The 20284-nt window shown below is 39.3% G+C and carries 19 protein-coding genes; 9 read left to right on the top strand and 10 right to left on the bottom strand.

The genetic code is table 11. From position 1 onward, the window contains the following. Positions 1–3: 3 nt before the first annotated feature. From AC0L3W_RS07730 to AC0L3W_RS07740, 3 genes are all read left to right on the top strand, one after another. Positions 4–294, top strand: a complete 291-nt coding sequence (locus AC0L3W_RS07730) for a hypothetical protein (RefSeq protein ID WP_409439240.1) — start codon at positions 4–6, stop codon at positions 292–294. 308 nt (positions 295–602) lie between these two features. Beyond that, positions 603–1418 (top strand): mechanosensitive ion channel family protein, encoded by an 816-nt coding sequence (locus AC0L3W_RS07735; RefSeq protein WP_290039697.1) that lies wholly within the window; start codon positions 603–605, stop codon positions 1416–1418. A gap of 224 nt (positions 1419–1642) precedes the next feature. Beyond that, positions 1643–2995: a PepSY-associated TM helix domain-containing protein gene (locus tag AC0L3W_RS07740; RefSeq protein WP_290039698.1), complete on the top strand. Its 1353-nt coding sequence runs from the start codon at positions 1643–1645 to the stop codon at positions 2993–2995. A 64-nt stretch (positions 2996–3059) separates the two neighbouring features. On the opposite strand, the gene AC0L3W_RS07745 is transcribed toward AC0L3W_RS07740, so the two are convergent. The 6 genes from AC0L3W_RS07745 to AC0L3W_RS07770 form a co-directional block, all read right to left on the bottom strand. After that, positions 3060–3926: a carboxylate/amino acid/amine transporter gene (locus AC0L3W_RS07745; protein ID WP_409439239.1), complete on the bottom strand. Its 867-nt coding sequence runs from the start codon at positions 3924–3926 to the stop codon at positions 3060–3062. A gap of 133 nt (positions 3927–4059) precedes the next feature. Next, a complete protein-coding gene (locus AC0L3W_RS07750) occupies positions 4060–4269 on the bottom strand; it encodes a hypothetical protein (RefSeq protein WP_290039700.1) in 210 nt (69 codons plus the stop codon). 229 nt (positions 4270–4498) lie between these two features. Continuing rightward, positions 4499–5992 carry a CoA-acylating methylmalonate-semialdehyde dehydrogenase gene (locus AC0L3W_RS07755; protein WP_409439238.1) on the bottom strand — a complete coding sequence of 498 codons (1494 nt, stop codon included), beginning with the start codon at positions 5990–5992 and terminating at the stop codon, positions 4499–4501. A 37-nt stretch (positions 5993–6029) separates the two neighbouring features. Beyond that, entirely contained in the window at positions 6030–7367 is a 1338-nt protein-coding gene (gene aptA / locus AC0L3W_RS07760; protein ID WP_290039702.1) for an omega-aminotransferase AptA, read from the bottom strand. 31 nt (positions 7368–7398) lie between these two features. Further along, positions 7399–8673: an NAD-dependent dihydropyrimidine dehydrogenase subunit PreA gene (preA, locus tag AC0L3W_RS07765; RefSeq protein WP_409439237.1), complete on the bottom strand. Its 1275-nt coding sequence runs from the start codon at positions 8671–8673 to the stop codon at positions 7399–7401. A 1-nt stretch (position 8674) separates the two neighbouring features. Then, a complete protein-coding gene (locus AC0L3W_RS07770; RefSeq protein WP_290039704.1) occupies positions 8675–10021 on the bottom strand; it encodes an NAD(P)-dependent oxidoreductase in 1347 nt (448 codons plus the stop codon). A 296-nt stretch (positions 10022–10317) separates the two neighbouring features. Between AC0L3W_RS07770 and AC0L3W_RS07775 the strand changes: the two genes are divergently transcribed. Continuing rightward, positions 10318–10968: a TetR family transcriptional regulator C-terminal domain-containing protein gene (locus tag AC0L3W_RS07775; RefSeq protein ID WP_290039705.1), complete on the top strand. Its 651-nt coding sequence runs from the start codon at positions 10318–10320 to the stop codon at positions 10966–10968. Positions 10969–11064: 96 nt separating this feature from the next. Here AC0L3W_RS07775 and AC0L3W_RS07780 read toward each other — a convergent pair whose 3' ends face one another. Beyond that, entirely contained in the window at positions 11065–12294 is a 1230-nt protein-coding gene (locus tag AC0L3W_RS07780; protein ID WP_290039706.1) for a Zn-dependent hydrolase, read from the bottom strand. A gap of 468 nt (positions 12295–12762) precedes the next feature. On the opposite strand from AC0L3W_RS07780, the gene hydA reads away from it, so the two are divergent. From hydA to AC0L3W_RS07805, 5 genes are all read left to right on the top strand, one after another. Continuing rightward, on the top strand, positions 12763–14202 hold the full coding sequence (gene hydA / locus AC0L3W_RS07785; protein ID WP_290039707.1) for a dihydropyrimidinase: 1440 nt from the start codon (positions 12763–12765) through the stop codon (positions 14200–14202). Positions 14203–14233: 31 nt separating this feature from the next. Further along, positions 14234–15067, top strand: coding sequence for an ABC transporter ATP-binding protein (locus AC0L3W_RS07790; protein WP_409439236.1), 834 nt, complete (start codon positions 14234–14236; stop codon positions 15065–15067). 28 nt (positions 15068–15095) lie between these two features. Beyond that, complete coding sequence (locus AC0L3W_RS07795) at positions 15096–15968, top strand: ABC transporter permease (protein ID WP_290039709.1); 873 nt, start codon at positions 15096–15098, stop codon at positions 15966–15968. Further along, entirely contained in the window at positions 15961–16911 is a 951-nt protein-coding gene (locus tag AC0L3W_RS07800; RefSeq protein ID WP_409439235.1) for an ABC transporter permease, read from the top strand. Before AC0L3W_RS07795 ends, AC0L3W_RS07800 begins: the two co-directional genes overlap by 8 nt. A gap of 143 nt (positions 16912–17054) precedes the next feature. After that, entirely contained in the window at positions 17055–18056 is a 1002-nt protein-coding gene (locus AC0L3W_RS07805) for an ABC transporter substrate-binding protein (RefSeq protein WP_409439234.1), read from the top strand. Positions 18057–18128: 72 nt separating this feature from the next. On the opposite strand, the gene AC0L3W_RS07810 is transcribed toward AC0L3W_RS07805, so the two are convergent. From AC0L3W_RS07810 to AC0L3W_RS07820, 3 genes are all read right to left on the bottom strand, one after another. Continuing rightward, positions 18129–18434 carry an NIPSNAP family protein gene (locus tag AC0L3W_RS07810; protein ID WP_290039712.1) on the bottom strand — a complete coding sequence of 102 codons (306 nt, stop codon included), beginning with the start codon at positions 18432–18434 and terminating at the stop codon, positions 18129–18131. Between the two features lie 11 nt (positions 18435–18445). After that, a complete protein-coding gene (locus tag AC0L3W_RS07815) occupies positions 18446–19090 on the bottom strand; it encodes an alpha-ketoglutarate-dependent dioxygenase AlkB family protein (protein ID WP_290039713.1) in 645 nt (214 codons plus the stop codon). A 252-nt stretch (positions 19091–19342) separates the two neighbouring features. Next, positions 19343–20272 carry a carbon-nitrogen hydrolase family protein gene (locus AC0L3W_RS07820; RefSeq protein ID WP_290039714.1) on the bottom strand — a complete coding sequence of 310 codons (930 nt, stop codon included), beginning with the start codon at positions 20270–20272 and terminating at the stop codon, positions 19343–19345. Between the last annotated feature and the right edge of the window lie 12 nt (positions 20273–20284).

Below are 20284 nucleotides of genomic sequence, written 5' to 3' on the forward strand. Positions count from 1 at the left end.
ATAATGAGTAAACGAAAATTAAAACATCCATGGTTTTTATTGTCACTAACCATAATGTCATTGATCGCGTCTAATACTGCCTTTGCTCATTCAGGCCCTTTGAATAAATTTGCATTAACAGCCTGCAAAGAAAAAGAACGATCACAAGTTTGCCAATATGAAGGTATGCACAATGATTTATATATTGGTACATGCCAATATATGCCAACTGAACTAATGTGTGTTAGAAATCAGCCTATTCAAAAAATTGTAAAAGAACAAACTGAGCCTCAAACAACACATAACCATGACTAACTTTTTCAAAAATTGATAATGTGTATTTCTATAATGGCAAACAAAAGCACTATGAACAGGCGTTTATAGTGCCTTTGCTTTTTCTTTATTTAACGCGTTGAGAATCGAATAAACAGACTTTGCGAGTAATTTACCCACTACAAAACACACCTCCTTTGGAGTAGTAACCAAGCAAAAAAGTGTCAATTATATGTACAAATATGATATAGCTCACTGCAATTAGTATTAATTCAATTCAGTACTGGATGTATTTCACAGTTTTCTATACATTATCAATTTTATGTACTTCTAAAACTAAGGAAAGAGAGATGGACGCAAATGGAATGATTGATTCAGCAACAGAAATCGCGCTGATATATGGACCTAAACTAATAGCTGCAATTGTGGTTTGGATCGTCGGTTCTTGGATTATTAAGCTGCTATTAAGTGGTTTAGATAAATTAATGACTAAAAGTAAAGTTGATGCCTCGTTAAAGCCATTTTTAAATAGCTTAACAGGCATGATCTTGAAAGTGATGTTAGGTATTACAGTACTGGGCATGCTTGGTATTGAAATGACATCATTTGTTGCAATTCTAGCTGCAGCTGGTTTAGCAGTAGGTATGGCATTATCAGGTACGCTGCAAAACTTTGCAGGTGGTGTAATGATCTTACTATTCAAACCATTCAAAGTAGGTGATTTCATCGACGCACAAGGCCATGCTGGTACTGTTCGTGAAATTCAAATTTTCAACACAATCTTAAAAACAGGTGATAATAAAACAATCATTTTACCAAATGGTGGTCTTTCAACTGGTTCAATGACTAACTTCTCAACGGAAGAGAAGCGTCGTGTAGATTGGACAATTGGTATTGCATACGGTGATGATGTTGATAAAGCACGCGCAGTAATCAAACAAATGTGTGATGCTGATACACGTATTCTTAAAGATCCTGAAGTAGTTATCGTTGTATCTGCACTAGCAGATAGCTCAGTTAACTTCACTGTCCGTGCATGGGTTCAAGCACCAGATTACTGGGGTGTATTCTTCGCTATGAATGAAAATGTATACAAAACATTCGCAAATGAAGGACTTAGTATCCCATTCCCACAAATGGATGTACATGTACACAAACAAGGTTAATCTTACTTAAGCCCCTTCTAAAACCGAATGTACTACATTCGGTTTTTTTATGCCTAAAAATTAAAATTATGCCTAATTTTTCAATTAATTAGATAGATAATCACGTATAATTTGCCCCCGCTTTTAACTACTAAATAATGAATCTCATTACTTAAAACCTACTTCAGTCATTGAACCGAATAATTTAAAAATAATGAAACAATACCATTCTTTCAAGGATTTCTATGAGTAACCCAAAATCTTTCTATATGTCAGTTTGGCGCTGGCATTTTTATGCAGGACTTTACACTATTCCATTCTTAATAATGCTCGCCGTAACAGGCTTATTAATGCTTTACTCCCCTGTTGTTGAAAAGTGGACAAATCAAGATTTATATCAAGTTGAACAAGTTTCTCAATCACCTATTACCTACTCAGCACAAAAATCATTAGTGGCGCAGGCTTATCCTGGTGATGTTATTAAATCTATACATTCTCCGCGCAACCCTAATAATTCAACACGTTTCCAAGTAATGCATAATGGTGATGCTTTAACGGTTTTCGTAGACCCTTACCAAGCAAAAATTTTAGGTGAACTATCAATTTCAGATTCTCTTTATGCGTGGGCTGACGATACACATGGTACTTTCATGATTGGAGATACTGGTGATAAAATGATTGAAATTGCAGTTAGCTTTACTATTTTATTAGTTATCACAGGCATCTACCTATGGTGGCCAGAGTCTGGTAAAACACTCAAAGAGGCACTCTCCATCACCGCGAATAAAGGGCGCGCTTTTTGGCGTGACTTGCATTCAGTAATTGGTGTCTGGATTTCAGTAATTTTATTATTTTTCTGTGTGTCAGGGTTAGCTTGGGCAAGCGTATGGGGTGGCTCAATGTTACAAGCCTGGAGCACTTTTCCAATGCAAAAAAGTGCAAGCAGTGTTTCATCAACTATCACTCACGAAAGTTTAAATGTACCAGGATTAAAGCAAATCCCTTGGGGATTAGAACAGTCTTTATTGCCAGAGTCTGAAAAAACCAAGGCAACACACCAAATAAGCCTGGATAGCATCATTAAGCAATCCCAAGCCTTAGGTTTCACGCAATTCCAAGTGTTTTTCCCATCAGGTGATACTGGTGTTTATACCACTTCAGCCAGTTCGATGAGTAAAGATATTGAGAATGCAACTGATGATCGTACTGTGCATTTTGATCAATACTCAGGAAAAATATTAGCCGATGTTGGTTATGCAGAATATAGTTTAGCTGCAAAATCAATGGCAGTTGGTATCTCTTTACACATGGGACAATGGGGTATTTGGAACTATATAGTTAACACCTTATTTTGTTTATCTATCTTATTGATATCTATAACAGGTGTTGTAATGTGGTGGATGCGTCGACCACAAGGAAAAATGCTATTAGCAGCACCTCAAAAGCCTAAGAACCTAACACGTTGGAAACAAGCAACTTGGTTATTATTACCGGTTTCATTCTTATTTCCACTTGCAGCTGCCGCAATAGTTGCTGTTTTAATATTGGACCGAATTGTATTGTTTATCTCTCCTAAAACAAGAGCCTTATTTGATTAAATAACCATTAAAGTTAACCAAGCTCAATACTTAATGTAGTCGCTTGGTTAACACTTATGAAAGATCATCTCACAGAGCTAATTACTGATCTTCTATTTAAATAATGATTAAGAATTAACGCACTAACAATAATAATTGCACCAATACTTAACCTAAGTAAATCGGCTTGTTTATTCCAAATAAGTAAATTAACTAAAATACCAGCGGGTATTAACAGATTATTCATGATAGCTAAGGTGCCTACATTCACCATAGTCGCCCCCTTATTCCAAGCAAAATAACCAAGACCAGATGCAACAGTTCCAAGGTAAATTAATATTCCCCATTGTGTACTCGTTGTAGGTAATTTGCTGGTATCGCCAAACAAAGCATAACAAACCGTGGCAACACACAAAGCACCAATAAAGAACCAACCAAATATCGTTTTATGATCTAACTCACTTTCAGACATTAAACGACTATATGCCACCTGACCTATCGCAAAACAAAGATTAGCGCCTTGCACTAATAACAAACCAAACCAAAAGTCACTACTAATATTACCGTAACGAATAGCTACCGCTCCTACGACAGAAATAACAGCAACGAGAAAAAATTGAGGCTTAAAGCGTTTATCCAGCGCATCATTCAGTAGGGTGACATAAATAGGCGTCATGACCGAAAACAACAACACCTCTGGTACCGATAAAAATAAAAAGGAGTGGTAATAAAACACATACATTAGCCCTAATTGCACCGCACCTATCAACATAATGCGTACGGCCAAAGGCTTATCAACTTGCTTTATTTTTAAAAAAGGTAGGAAAATTAATGCTGCTAACGCTATACGAATAAATACACTAAACCAAGCATCAACTTGCCCAGCTAAATACACGCCAATCAAACTAAAAGAGAACGCCCACAGTAAAGTCACTGATAATAAATAAGCCATAGTAAATCCATTTTCAATTAAATAAGGCTGTGTAGTTTACTGGATATATAAATCAACGTCATAAAAAAACCCTATATTATAAAATATAGGGTTTTAGTAAGTGAATATTATTTAGTAATTTTTATACTTAAAATTACTTCTCTAATTCACCTTCTGTAATTTTAACTTTCATTGGGGCAGATACAGGTGAAGGCTGTGTAATAGTCTCTGTCACAGTTTTACTAACTAATTCGCCTTTAGCGTTATATTCAGATGAAATTGTTTTCTGATAAGTCGGAATACTACAAGCGGTTAAAACTGTTAAAGCTGCACCACAAACCAAAATATTTAATTCTTTTTTCATTTTATAATCCATTAATAATATTAAAAGCTAATTACCCATTACAAATCAATGCAATAGAATAAAAAAGTCAATATAGCACATTAAATAGAAAAATAAATAAAACAAACACCCCTAAGTAAGTACAAAGTATGATAATTAGCAAACTGATGATCAAAAGCCCTTGCTTGCATTTAACAAACAAAGGCTTTCTATTTAATGATCTAATTTTACCCCCGTTAATGATTACGCTTTAACTAGGAAAAGCAAAACTTGCTCCTTCTCTTACTCCACTTGATGGCCAGCGTTGTGTGATAGTTTTACGTTTTGTGTAGAACTTAACACCATCTGGACCGTAAGCACTTAAATCACCAAACAGTGAACGTTTCCAACCACCAAAACTGTGGTAGGCAACAGGCACTGGTAATGGCACATTAATTCCAACCATACCCACTTCAATATTATCTGAGAAATAACGAGCGGCCTCGCCATCACGAGTGAAGATGCAAGTACCATTGCCGTATTCATGGTCATTGATTAACTGCATTGCTTGTTCCATAGACTCAACACGCATCACTTGTAATACAGGACCGAATATTTCAGCTTTATAGCTATCCATCTCAGCTTTAACGTTATCAATTAAGGTTGCGCCAACAAAATAACCATTTTCATAACCTTCAACTATTAGGTTACGGCCATCGACAACAATTTGTGCGCCATCTGCTTCAGCGCTATCAATGTAACCCACTACTTTTTCTTGATGCTGTTTTGTAATAACAGGACCAAAATCATTATCAGTATTATCAAACCCCCCTACTTTTAAGCTCTGCATTGCAGCTGTCATTTTCTCAATCAATGCATCAGCGGCTTTATCGCCTACTGCCACTACCACAGATAAGGCCATACAACGCTCGCCAGATGAACCAAAAGCAGCCCCTAGCAGTTGATTAACGGCATTATCCATATCAGCATCAGGCATAATAATCGCGTGGTTTTTAGCTCCACCCAATGCTTGGCAACGTTTACCACTTGCCGTTGCCTTGGTATAAATATGTTCAGCAATCGGAGTCGATCCAACAAAACTGACCGCTTTGACACGCTTGTCTTCTAGTATGGCGTCAACAGCTTGTTTATCGCCATTCACCACATTTAAGACTCCTTTAGGCAAGCCCGCTTGTTGTAATAACTGCGCTAAAAATAATGGCGCACTTGGGTTCCTTTCAGAAGGTTTCAAAATAAAACAGTTACCGCACACAATGGCAAGTGGAAACATCCACATCGGCACCATAGCAGGGAAGTTAAATGGGGTGATTCCAGCAACCACACCAATCGATTGCAACTCACTCCAAGAGTCCACATTGGGACCCGCATTTTTACTGTATTCACCTTTTAATAACTCAGGGGCACCACAAGCATATTCAACATTCTCGATACCACGTTGCAACTCCCCCGCTGCATCATGCAAAATTTTTCCGTGTTCTTTACCTAAAAGGTGACAAATTTTATCTCTATTTTCTTCCAACAACTCTTTAAAGCGGAACATAATGCGTGCACGTTTTAAAGGTGGAGTGTTTCGCCATTCCGGAAAAGCTTTTTGAGCAGATGCTATCGCCATTTCTACCGTATCTTTTGAAGCTAAAGCAACTTGTGTTGCAACTTCGCCCAATGCTGGGTCAAATACGTCTTGCGTACGGCTACTATCTTCTACTACTTCACCATCGATAAAATGGCCTACTATTTGTGTCATAACAATCTCCATGTGGGTTTACCACGCTATTAATTTTCTAAACTATTTCGTTAAATGTTTCGCCTAACGCATTTATTAAAGAGTCAATTTCAGATTTTTCAGTGGTGAAGGGTAAACCGAGTTGGATAGTGGCTCCGCCATAACGAATGAAAAAACCCTTTTGCCACATTTTCATACCAATTTGATAAGGTCGTAGTGCAGGATCGCCATTATTCGGCGCAATAGTAAAGCCAGCAGCAAAACCATAGTTACGAATATCTACAATATGCTTACAACCTTTTAAACTATGTACAGCCTGTTGAAAGTAATCGCTCATTGCTTTCACTCTTTCCGGCAATTTTTCTTGCTGCAACAGATCTAATGTAGCCAAACCTGCGGCACAAGCAACAGGATGTGCTGAATAGGTATATCCATGTGGAAACTCGATCATATGATCGCCACCACTGTTATCCATATAGGTATCGTAAATTTCTTGCTTAGCCACCACAGCACCCATCGGAATAGCGCCATTAGTAACTTGTTTAGCAATGTTAATCATATCCGGTACGACACCAAAAGCTTCCGAACCAGTTTTTGCCCCCATTCGCCCAAAACTACAAATGACTTCATCAAATATCAGTAGAATATTATTATCGGTACAGATTTCACGTAGACGATCTAAGTAACCAATAGGTGGAGGGATTACACCTGCAGAGCCAGATAACGGCTCCACGATCACCGCAGCAATATTAGAAGCGTCATGTAATGCTATTACATCCAATAACTCTTCCGCTAACGCTTTACCATGTTCAGGCTGTCCTTGACTAAATATATTTTCTGGCAGCATAGTATGACGCAGATGGTCGGCTTCAACAGCAGGGCCAAACATTGCACGATTTCCACCAATCCCCCCCACAGAGATACCGCCAAAGTTACTACCGTGATACCCCAAACCACGACCAATCAATTTAGTTTTAGTCGCTTGACCTTTTTTACGCCAATAACCACGCGCCATTTTCAAAGAGGTCTCTGCAGCTTCAGAGCCTGAGCCTGTGTAGAAAACACGGTTTAGGCCTTGTGGCATAAACTCGGTAATCTTTTCAGCTAATTGAAATGATTTCTCATGACCAAACTGAAAACCTGGCGAGTAATCAAGTGTTTTGAGCTGTTCGCTAACTGCTTCAGCAATCTCTGGACGGCCATGACCTAAGCCTGTGCACCACAACCCAGATAAACCATCAAATATTTTGCGACCAGCATCATCAGTAAAGTATCGACCAGACGCCGATGCAATTATTCTTGGATCTTTTTTGAATTCACGATTTGCAGAATAAGGCATCCAATGTGCATCTAATTGTGACTGTGTCAGACTATGATTAACTTGCTTTTTATTCATAATTCACCTCAAAAAATCTATCAATAACCTATTAAGCTTCTTCGCGATGCGGATTACGCTCATCTTGCATCCAGTTCATATATGGCTGGCCTTTTGAACGCTCATCCATGGTGATACAGTCATCAACTGGGCAAGTAATTTCACAGAGGTTACAACCCACACAGTTATCATCGATAATGCCAAAACTATTAGTACCATCTTCATTTGCGGTAACTTCGATAGCTTGATGTGAAGTATCTTCACAGGCTTGGTAACAACGACCACAACCAATACATTTATCTTCATCGATGGTTGCAACCACCTTGTAATTCATATTGAGTTTTTTCCAGTCTGTTGTATTGGGTACAGCCAAACCTTTGAAATCTTCAATCGTTTCGTAGCCTTTACTGTCCATCCAATTTGATAGACCTTCTTTCATTTCAGTGACAATGTTAAATCCGTAGATCATGGCAGCAGTACAAACCTGCACAGAACCTGCACCTAGAGAGATAAACTCAGCTGCATCACGCCAGTTACCAATACCACCTATTCCTGAAATTGGTAAACCTGCCGTTTCTGGATCACGTGCTATTTCGCCCACCATATTCAATGCAATTGGTTTAACAGCTGGACCACAGTAACCGCCGTGTGTACTTTTACCATCGACAATTGGACGAGCAGTCATCGCATCTAGGTCAATACTAGTAATAGAATTGATGGTATTAATTAACGACACTGCATCAGCACCACCACTTTTAGCAGCACGAGCAGGAAAACGTACATCGGTAATGTTTGGGGTTAACTTAACAATTACCGGCATTTTGCTGTGTTCTTTACACCAACGAGTCACCATTTCAACGTATTCTGGCACCTGACCAACAGCAGCACCCATCCCACGTTCAGGCATGCCATGTGGACATCCGAAGTTAAGCTCAATACCATCTGCACCTGTTGCTTCTACTTGTTTTAAAATAGTTTTCCAAATTTGCTCTTCACAGGGCATCATTAGTGATACGACCAACGCGCGATCAGGCCAACTTTTTTTAACCGCTTCAATTTCTCGTAGGTTAATCTCTAAACTACGGTCAGTGATTAATTCAATATTATTAAAACCAGACACATTACCATTATGGTCATACAGTGCTGAATAACGCGATGAAACATTCACGGCAGCAGGATCTTCACCTAACGTTTTCCAAACTACTCCACCCCAACCTGCTTCAAAGGCACGTTCAACGTTATACGCTTTGTCTGTTGGTGGCGCTGAGGCTAACCAAAATGGATTTGGTGCTTTAATACCTACAAAATCAATTGATAAATCAGCCATATTATTTCTCCTCAGATGAAGTTAGTTCTTGATGAATTGCTAATGCCGCTAGTTTTCCCTGTTGCACTGCTTCAACGGTTAAGTCTTGCCCTACCCCTGTACAATCACCACCAGCAAAGACACCTTCAATACTGGTTAATTGGTTATGGAAAGTCGCCACTTTACCGTTACTAATGGTAGGGATAAGCTGTTCCGTTTGCGGGTAAGCCATTTTTTGGCCAACGGCTTTAAACACGGCACTACAAGGCACTTCAAACTGCTCCCCAGTGCTTTTTAACTTGCCTTCATCAAGGTAAGTTTTACTAAAGGTCATTGAGCTTAATTTACCTTGCTCATCGAGGTTAATTTTTTCTGGTTGACTCCATGTTTTTATACGAACTTGGTGGTTTTTAGCGATTTGTTGCTCATGCCCTGTTGCACTCATTTGTGCTTCGCCACGACGATAAACCAAGGTCACTTCTTCTGTACCTAATCGCTTCAATTGACACGCGATATCAATCGCCGTATTACCCGCACCAATCACCACCGCACTGTCCTTTGGAATATCAAGTTGTTCGATATCTGTGGCTTGACGTAATTCTTTAATGAAATCAACAGAGTTTAATACTGAATCGTTATCTTCATGATCTAAATAAAGCGATGCCGTATCTTGTAAACCAATACTAAGGAACACGGCATCAAACTCATCCTTGAGTGCCGATAAGCTAATATCTTTGCCTAATGCGCGATCGTAATGCACAGTAATACCGCCAATACTTAAGATAAAATCAACTTCTTCCTGAGCAAAATTTTCGGTTAACTTATATTTAGCAATACCATATTCATTCAAGCCACCCGCTTTTTGCTGTGCTTCAAACACTTCAACTTCATGACCTAGCAGTGATAAACGATGTGCACAACTTAATCCAGCAGGACCAGCACCAACAACCGCTACCCTTTTGCCTGTTAATGCAGCTCGCTCAAAAGGATGCCCTTCAAATTCAGCATTATCCGTTGCGTGACGTTGTAATAGCCCTATTTTCACGGGTTCTTTCTCAGCTTCATGGTTACGTACACAAGCTTGCTCACAAAGAATTTCCGTCGGACAAACACGCGCACAACTCCCTCCCATAATATTTTCTTTATAGATAGTTTTAGCAGCACCGGTTAAATCATCGGCATGAATACTAGCGATAAAACTAGGAATATTAATTTTAGATGGGCATGCCTTGATACAAGGTGCGTCATAACAATAATAACAACGTGAACTTTCGATACCTGCCTGACGCGCACTTAAAGCTGGATTGATGTCCTTAAACATTTGGTCTAATGCTAATTGTTGCTGTGAATAGTTTACTGAATTGTCCATATTCATCACTATAACCTCTCCTATTTATAATTAATGTTGCACTATCTTTTTATGGTTAACCCTTTGGACAATGCAAACAACAAGCCAACTACCTGACCACGAAGTCAACAAGTTAGATTAAAAAACAAACACGAGTCTAAGCGATTGTTTTGCTTAGTATAAAAATTAAGCTTATATTAATTACTGAGATCGCTTATAAGGCTTTAAATAGTAATCACTTCGATCTAAGATATGAATGTGGAGTAATACTGCACCATGACAAGGCTGTTGCGATAAAACAGTGCGGAGAATCATTAATGAATGACACTAAAAAAAGTGTAGTAAAACGCCGAAAATCAGCAGATATTCGTAAAGATAACCTACAGTTAATTTTAACCGTAGCAGAGCAACGCTTTGCTGAATATGGCTACAATGGCACGACTATCTCTTCTATTGCCGAACAAGCTAACCTGCCAAAGTCAAACATTCTCTATTACTTCAAAACCAAAGAGGTGCTTTATAAAGAGGTGCTTAGCCAAATTTTAAAGATTTGGATGGTAGATATGGAAGAGATGACTGCCGAGCAACACCCTAAAGAAGCACTGAGACACTATATTCTGCTTAAAATAAGGCAGTCTAAGGATCATTCTAATGCTTCCCGCATATTTGCTTCAGAGCTGCTTCACGGTGCGCCCTTTTTACGTGATAAATTACAAACGGACTTAAAAATACAGTTTATCAGTACCTGCCAAGTGATTCGTGAGTGGATAGCGAAGCAGTGGATGAACCCTATAAGCCCAGAACATTTACTGTTTATGATTTGGTCATCAACACAGGCCTATGCGGACTATGGGCTACAAAGTAGTATATTGATGGGAAAAGCAGAATTGGATGATGATGATTTTGAAACCGGTGCAGAATTGATCACACAAATAGTATTAAGAGGTTGCGGCATTAAGCAATTGTAAACTTTTATTCTTAATAACACATTGTAAATTAAGGATTTATAACTTTATTTACAATGTGTTTAAACAACTGATTGATTGTCTTAGATAGGGCTAATCTTAAACCACTTCTGCCATGGTTAACATAGCATTCAACAATACAGAGCAGCCTCCTTCACATTCTTCCTGTGTTGTACTTTCAATTTCATTGTGACTAATCCCATCTAAGCAAGGTGTAAATATCATACTCGTAGGCGCAAAGTCAGAGACATAACAGGCATCATGCCCAGCACCAGCAATGATATCCATATGACTATACCCTAAGTCTTTAGTCGCTTGGCGAACGGCATTTACACAGTCTTCATTAAAATGAATAGGTTCATAATACCAAAACGGGTCAAGAGCAATCGTTGGGCCCGTTGCCTCTATTTCTTTGATAGCAGCTTTTAACGCGGCATCCATCTTAGTCAGTTCTTCATCAATCGGGTGACGCAGGTCAATACTCATGGAGATCTCACCTGGAATAGTATTACGTGAGTTAGGCATAACTTGCATAAAGCCCACTGTGCCACAGCCTGGAGGATGTGCTTTGGCTATCTCTTCAACCTTCAACACTAATTGAGAGCTAGCGATTAATGCATCACTACGCAAGTGCATAGGCGTTGTACCTGCATGTGATTCACGTCCAGTTAATACAGCATTATACCAACGCTGCCCCTGCCCGCCAGTTACTACACCCACTTGCTTTTCTTCAGCCTCTAAATAAGGGCCTTGTTCAATATGAGTTTCAAAGAATGCATGAAATTGACGACCTGTTACTGGCGTATCACCCGCAAACCCAATGCGCTCTAGTTCATCACCCAAACGTAAACCATCAACATCTTTAGTATCTAATATTTCCTGTAAAGTAAAACGTCCAGAAACCACACCTGAGCCCATCATAGCAGGGGCAAAGCGTGATCCCTCTTCATTGGTCCATACTGAAATCTCAATGGGATGTTTGGTTTTAATGCCTTGATCATTCATTGACCGCACCACTTCTAATCCGGCTAATACGCCATATACACCATCAAATTTCCCCCCAGTTGGCTGTGTATCAAGGTGGCTACCCGTCCCCACTGGCGGTAGGCTCATATCTTCACCGGGGCGAGTACACATAATATTACCTACTGCATCGACCTTGACTGTACAGCCAGCTTCTTCTGCCCACTTTATATATAACTCACGCCCTTGCTTATCCAAATCGGTCAATGCAAGGCGACAACATCCGCCTTTAGCCGTCCCGCCTATTTTCGCCATTACCATTAAACTATCCCAGAGACGATCACTATTAATTTTTAATGCTTCCATGTTTGACTCCAATACAAGTTGATTTAAACGGACATTACGCACACAACATAATTAATTTATTACAATGCAAGATACTGACCAACAGGACAACAAGTTTTAAGTTTAACAACAAGCCTTATATATAGCGAACTGCATACATTTAAAACAAAAAGAATAGATAACAATCATTAACAGTACAATATTTGTGCACCACTATGGTGAGCAAATGCCCTGATATTGAGCAAGGCCATCTCCTCATTACTATTTGCCAAACCTTTTAAAAAGGGACCTTAATTGCCTACAAGTAAGTAATGACGCCTATCAAAACAACATTTCCCGTCCAATTGGTCAGTTAGTTAGTTATTGGCTTGTTAATTGCAAACCTCTTAATAAACACAAATCTTATCTTGTAAATATCATGTTCAAGATAAGCATCTCGATTTTATTATTGGTGCGCGCAAGGCCACCTTCATGGAGGAGTTGATCACAATGAGTTTATTAATCAAAGGCGGAAAGCTAGTTAACGCAGATCAAAGTCTGTTTACAGATGTGTATTGTGAAGATGGCGTTATAAAAGCAATAGGTAATGAGCTTGAGGTACCCGCAGGTACCGAAGTGATCGATGCAACAGGAAAATTAGTAATGCCCGGAGGCATTGACCCTCATACGCATATGCAATTACCGTTTATGGGTACAGTAGCAAGCGAAGATTTTTATTCAGGTACAGCTGCTGGTTTAGCTGGCGGTACAACCATGATTATTGATTTTGTTATTCCGAGTCCACAACAACCTCTAATGGAAGCATTTGAAACGTGGAAAGGTTGGGCATCACGCTCGGTATCCGATTACTCTTTTCATGTAGCAGTTACCTGGTGGGATGAGTCAGTCTCTAAAGACATGCAAACCTTAGTGACAGAAGAAGGCGTAAATAGCTTTAAACATTTCATGGCCTATAAAAATGCCATCATGGCCGAAGATGAAACCTTGGTAAACAGCTTTAACCGCTGTTTAGAATTAGGCGCGATGCCAACAGTACATGCCGAGAATGGCGAATTAGTGCACCACTTACAACAAAAAATGCTTAAAGCAGGTATTACCGGCCCTGAAGCACATCCACAATCACGTCCCCCAGAGGTTGAAGGTGAAGCTTCAAATCGCGCCATTCGTATTGCACAATCTATTGGTGTTCCTTTGTATTTAGTTCATGTTTCCTGTACTGAAGCAATTGATGAAATTGCACGTGCAAAATCCGAAGGTCAACGTGTTTATGGAGAATGTTTGGCTGGCCACTTAGAATTAGATGATAGCGTCTACAAAAACCCAGATTGGGCAACCGCAGCAGCACATGTAATGAGCCCTCCTTTCCGTCCTAAAGGGCATCAAGAAGCCTTATGGAAAGCGTTACAAGGCGGTACAGTGCAAACTACAGCAACCGATCACTGTTGCTTTTGTGAAGATCAAAAAGCCATGGGTAAAGATAACTTCACACAAATACCTAACGGCACAGCTGGGGTTGAAGATCGCCTAATGGTGCTATGGGACTCAGGCGTTAACAAAGGCCGTTTAACTGAGAATGAATTTGTCTCTGTGACCTCTACTAATACCGCCAAAATATTTAATATTTATCCACAAAAAGGCTGTATCGCAGTGGGCTCTGATGCTGACATCGTGATTTGGGATCCAGCTAAAGAACATACACTCTCAGCTAAAACACACCACCAAAAAATTGATTTTAATATTTTTGAAGGACGTACCGTTACTGGCTCTCCAAGTATTACCATCAGCCAAGGAAAAGTGGTCTTTAAAGATGGCCAACTAAATGTTGTTGAAGGTGCTGGGCGTTATATTAAACGCCCTGCTTATCCAACCATATTCGATGCGGTTAAAAAATATAACCAAGAGCATGCACCTTATACAGTTGAACGTTAATACTGAATAACAAATAGATAAGAGAGGTCATATGTTAGCAACAGAAGAAGCAACAATTGTTTCTACGCCAGAAGCCACTGATAAACCTAAGCGAGAAATGATCGCCATTGATGATTTGTCGCTTATTTTTCCCAGTAAAGATGGTGATGTGCATGCGCTGTCTAATATTAATTTAAGTATTAAAAGTGGTGATTTTGTTTCTTTTATCGGCCCTTCTGGCTGCGGTAAAACCACTTTATTACGGGTTATCGCCGATTTAGAAAAAGCCACATCAGGTAACTTAAAAGTTAATGGTACCGATGCACAAGATGCACGTTTAAACCGTTTATATGGTTATGTATTCCAAGCGGCGGCTTTATTACCTTGGCGTAACATTCAACAAAATTGTGCCTTGCCTATGGAGATTTCGGGTTTATCACCTGCTCAGCAAAACAAACAGATTGATAAATATCTGAAAATGGTTGGTCTTCAAGACTTCCATAAAAAATTCCCTTGGCAGCTGTCTGGTGGGATGCAGCAACGTGCTTCTATCGCTCGCGCACTGTGTTTAAACCCTGATTTATTATTAATGGACGAGCCCTTTGGCGCATTGGATGAGATCACCCGTGACCACATGAATATAGAGTTGTTACGGATCTGGAGTGAAACTCAAAAAACCGTGGTCTTTGTCACCCACTCTATTGATGAAGCGGTTTTATTATCAACGCATATTGTAGTGATGTCACCTCGCCCAGGACGCGTTGTAAAAGTGATTGAGAGCCCGTTACCAAGATTAAAAACCTTAGCGTTACGTGACGATCCTGCTTTTCATGCGTTGGCCAGTGAGATTCGAACGGCACTTGCTCACGAGCATGCTATCGATTAATCATAACCGACTAAAGGATTAGACATTTATGAAACAAAAGCTATTTTCTTTCGTCAGTTTATTCGTCATCGTGATTGCCATATGGTATATCGCGGCATTACTGATGAACGGCAATCAATTGATTAATAATCTAGAGCGTAAAAATCAATCATGGACTTACCAACAAATCATCGCGGGTGCTTATGATGTGAAACGCCCTATGTTACCTGCACCTCATCAAGTAGGACAAGAGCTGATTAAATCGATTATCGATCGTCCTGTCACCTCTAAGCGTTCATTGATTTACCATGCGCAAATCACTTTAAACTCTACCTTGTTAGGCTTTGTATTTGGCTCTTTATTAGGGATTTTAATTGCAGTGGGCATAGTACATAACAAAACCTTAGAATCGAGTTTAATGCCCTGGGTAATTGCTTCTCAAACCATCCCTATCTTAGCCATTGCTCCAATGATAGTTGTCGTATTAGGTGCGATTAACATTACCGGCGTGATCCCTAAAGCGATTATTTCCATGTACTTGTCTTTCTTTCCGGTAACCATTGCCATGGTAAAAGGCTTACGTTCATCGGATAAGTTACATGAAGAGTTAATGCATACCTACAGCGCTACTGCTAAGGATATCTTCTGGAAGTTACGTTGGTACTCAGCACAACCTTACCTGTTTGCTAGTTTAAAAGTGGCTATTGCAGCTGCTTTAGTCGGCGCAATTGTGGCTGAATTACCCACTGGCGCACAAGGTGGATTAGGTGCTCGCTTACTCAGTGGTTCCTATTATGGTCAAACAGAACAAATCTGGTCTGCACTGATTGTTGCCGCTACTTTAGGCTCTATTTTAGTGTGGTTAGTAGGCATTGCAGAAAGAGTCCTGTTACGCCGCCGAGGAGAACTTGATCATGCCTAAGACATTAAAAAATTGTATTTATATCGCTTTAATACTACTGCAATTGGGTTTAGTGATATTTACCGAAACAGGTTTCTACGATGCCTTTTCATTGCTCGTTTTGTTATTAATCGCAGCTGCCTACAGTATGGCAATGCTTTTAGGGCAATTAACTTCACTGGAAAATAAACACACATTAATCAAACCATTAATCCCAGGGCTATTTGCATTTATGCTGATATTAACCTGGGAGAGTATTGTGAAAGGTTTTGCTATTTCACCTATTTTAATGCCAACCCCTAGTAATATATTTTATGCATTAATCAATAATATCCCAATGTTATGGGCCGACTTCAAACAAACCTATTTAAAAGCCGTATTAGCTGGTTATTTTATTGGTTGTCTTTCTGGTTTTCTGGTGGCGCAATGGGCGGTCAGAAATAAAGTGCTGAAAGATGCGCTCATGCCATTAGGTAACTTTATGTCTGCGATTCCGATTGTTGGTATCGCACCGATCATGGTGATGTGGTTTGGGTTCGACTGGCAGTCTAAAGCAGCGGTAATTGTTATAATGACCTTCTTTCCTATGTTCATTAATACCCTAACAGGCTTACAGTCGACTGATGCGCTACATAACGATTTAATGCATACCTATGCAGCTAAAAAATCACAAATATTCTTCAAAAATCAATTACCTAATGCCCTTCCATTTATTTTTAATGCATTGAAGTTAAATTCTGCATTAGCCTTAATCGGGGCGATTGTTGCTGAATTCTTTGGTACACCAATCGTTGGCATGGGATTTCGAATTTCGACCGAGGTAGGTCGAATGAATATGGACTTGGTGTGGGCCACTATCGTAGTGGCTGCTATTGCAGGTTCATTAAGTTATGGGGCACTTGCTTTATTAGAGAAGTCCTTATTGTTTTGGCACCCCTCGTACCGAGAAGGTAAAAACAGTTAATGCTATCTAATTAATTCAACCAGCAAAGATAAAAATGGGTGCTGTATTCATGTAGTGCACAATGGGTACAACACCAATTAATACAACAAGCTGTTGAATTCAATTAGTTTTACGTCACTTTACAATAGAAAAGGGAATAAACTATGAAAAGAACGCTAATCACACTTGCAACGGGCGCGGCATTATTTGCGTCAAGCTTCAGCGCTAGCGCTGCGGATAAACTGACTTTGCAATTAAAATGGGTAACACAAGCTCAATTTGCTGGCTACTACGCTGCATTAGAGAATGGTTATTATAAAGATGAGGGCATTGACCTATCCATTAAACCTGGTGGTCCGGATATTGCCCCAGCACAAGTATTAGCAGGCGGTGGTGCAGATGTCATTGTTGATTGGTTACCTTCAGCATTAGCAACACGTGAAAAAGGTTTACCTATGGTGAACATTGCTCAGGTTTATAGCAAGTCTGGCATGATGCTAACCTGTTTGAAATCTAGTGGCATCAAAACTTCTGCAGACTTTAAAGGCAAAACCTTAGGGGTGTGGTTCTTTGGTAACGAATACCCATTCCTTAGCTGGATGTCAAAATTGGGCTACCCTACGACCGGTGGCGATGAAGGTGTTACTGTCTTGAAACAAGGCTTTAATGTAGACCCAATCTTCCAAGGACAAGCAGATTGTGTTTCAACCATGACTTACAATGAGTATGGACAAATCATGGATGGCGGCTTAACTCCTGAAGAATTAGTGCTCTTTAAGTATGAAGATGAAGGTGTTGCTACATTAGAAGATGGACTATATGTACTAGAAAAAGATCTAAAAGATGACAAGAAAGTAGAAACTTACGCTAAGTTCTTAAAAGCTTCATTAAAGGGTTGGAAGTGGGCAGCAGATAATCCAAAAGAAGCGGCTATGATTGTTTTAGAATACGATGATACAGGTGCACAAACAGAGTCTCACCAAACGAGAATGATGACCGAAGTGGCTAAACTGCTCGGTTCTGGTAATGATATGGGTTACTTAGATCCTGCTGCATATGAGCGCACTGTCGACATTTTATTAGGTAGCGAATCAGCGCCGGTTATTACCAAAAAACCAGTCGGAGCGTACTCTCATGTTGTTTATGACAAATACAAAGAGCTTTAAATAGTTTATAAAATAACTTAAACAAAAACACCGAATGCAAACATTCGGTGTTTTTTATTTTGAGGTGTAACGTTACTCAAAAACTGGACGATAAAAGCTTCGCTCATAGCTGATAATACATTGCGTTTCTTCAGCGTACCTAAAAGCCTCAATACACTCCGCATCAAACATAGAGTCAATACGATACTGTTCATAACTGGCTAAACTATCAAAAGAGAACAAAGCTAATGCTTTATTATTCGCCCCTTCAGAAGGTAAAAAATATCCATGATGTTGCCCACCAAATTTATTGACTAAAGGTATCCAGAGCTTTGCATAACGTTCAAACTCTTTTACTTTGTAGGGATCGATAACGTAATTCAAATAACAAGTGACCAAAACGATGTCTCCTAATAAATAGATGGCTGGTTAATATTGCGCTGATTAATCATTCTAAAAGTTAAATTGATACGTGCTGTACTGATTTTTTTAGTCGGCGGTAAACGATGTAACCAGTGGCTTTGCGTTTCGCCTCGCATCACTAATAAACTACCATGTTGTAATAAAACGGAAAGGGTTTGTTGATTATACTTATGTTTAAAAGAGAATTTACGCTCAGCACCTAAGCTGACAGATGCTATAGCACCATTTTTTTGCAAGTCTTTCTCTGCATCACTATGCCAAGTCATCCCCTCTTCACCACTGTGGTATAAATTAAGTAAACACGCGTTAAATTGATAACCTGTTTGTTGCTCCACCAGCTGCTTTAGTTGTAATAGTTCAGCTGTCCAAGGTAGTGCAACTTTAGTGGTATTAGAGTATGTATAATGAAAAGGCTGATCACCATACCAAGCAACTTTACGAGCAGTAACAATAAACTGACCTTGTATATTAGCTTGATCATGTTTCCACTGAATCTGTGTTAACAATTTTTCAAAGTAATCATCTGCTTGTTGATAAGACAGCATCATCCCGTAATACTCAACAATACCATCGTGTTCGATAATATTGATAGGTGCGGGAGCCAACTCAGCAAACAAGTCCATATTGTACATTTAAGTGCCTTTTTAAATCCGAGAGCAAATAAGACTTATTTAAAGTAATGATCGTTATAAGATTAAATATGCATAATAAGTTAAAGACGACAGTTATTATAAATTAACAATTTAACAGGGAAGCTGCAAACATTCAAAAAAGGATCAAAGAGGTAGAGAGTAAATATAATTGTTATTCGATTCATTACTTTCATCAAGGAAGCGATCAAATTAATCACATTATCCTTGATGAAAGTACGTGAGTATTAGCTTTTAATAATGAACTGGTTTTTTCTGTCGCTTATCTACATTTAATGAAAAAATATCGGAGCGAGAATAGTGACCGACAGGGTCAAAATCCATTTTACTTTTAATTAATGTCGCACGCTCAAGTTCAGCATAAAGAATAGTTTTTTCATTCAATACAGGCCCCGCAATTATCTCCCCTAAAGGACCAACAATAACACTTGCGCCTCGCATTACTACATCATCAGGGTTATTCGTGAGTATGCTACGGTAGTCTTCTCCATATTCTCCTCGAGTTATATACTGACAAGCACTCAATACATAACAACGCCCTTCCATAGCAATATGTTGCATTGAAGATAACCAAGTATCTCGGTCATCAGCAGTGGGAGCACAATAGATTTCAACCCCCTGAGCATACATAGCAGAACGAATGGCTGGCATATAGTTTTCCCAACAAATCACACCGCCTATCTTACCTAATTCACTATTGATAACATCTAACGTAGAACCATCGCCAAATCCCCAAATTAAACGCTCAGCCCCCGTTGGCATCAATTTACGACGCTTTCCTACTAAACCGAGTTTCGGGTCAATAAATGCAATGGAACAATAAAGTGTTGACCCACCTCTTTCGATAACTCCTAGCACCACAAATATATTATATTCTGTAGCGCACTCTTTAATCTGTTGTAACTCTTTACCATCAATATCCACCGCACCTTCAAAATACTGCATAAAGTCATGACGGCCTTCTGGCAATCGAGTACCTACGGGAGTATCAAAATTCAAACCTTTTGGATAAGTTCCTAAAAATGCTTCAGGAAAGACCACTAGTTCAGCGCCATTATTCGCTGCTTCAGCAACTAAAATGCAGGTCTTTTCAGTGGTTGCTTGCGCATCAAAAGGCACACTACTATCTTGCACAACTGCAACTTTACATGTTGATTTCATCATTTCTTTCTCCGA

The organism is Psychromonas sp. KJ10-5 (assembly GCF_055808325.1).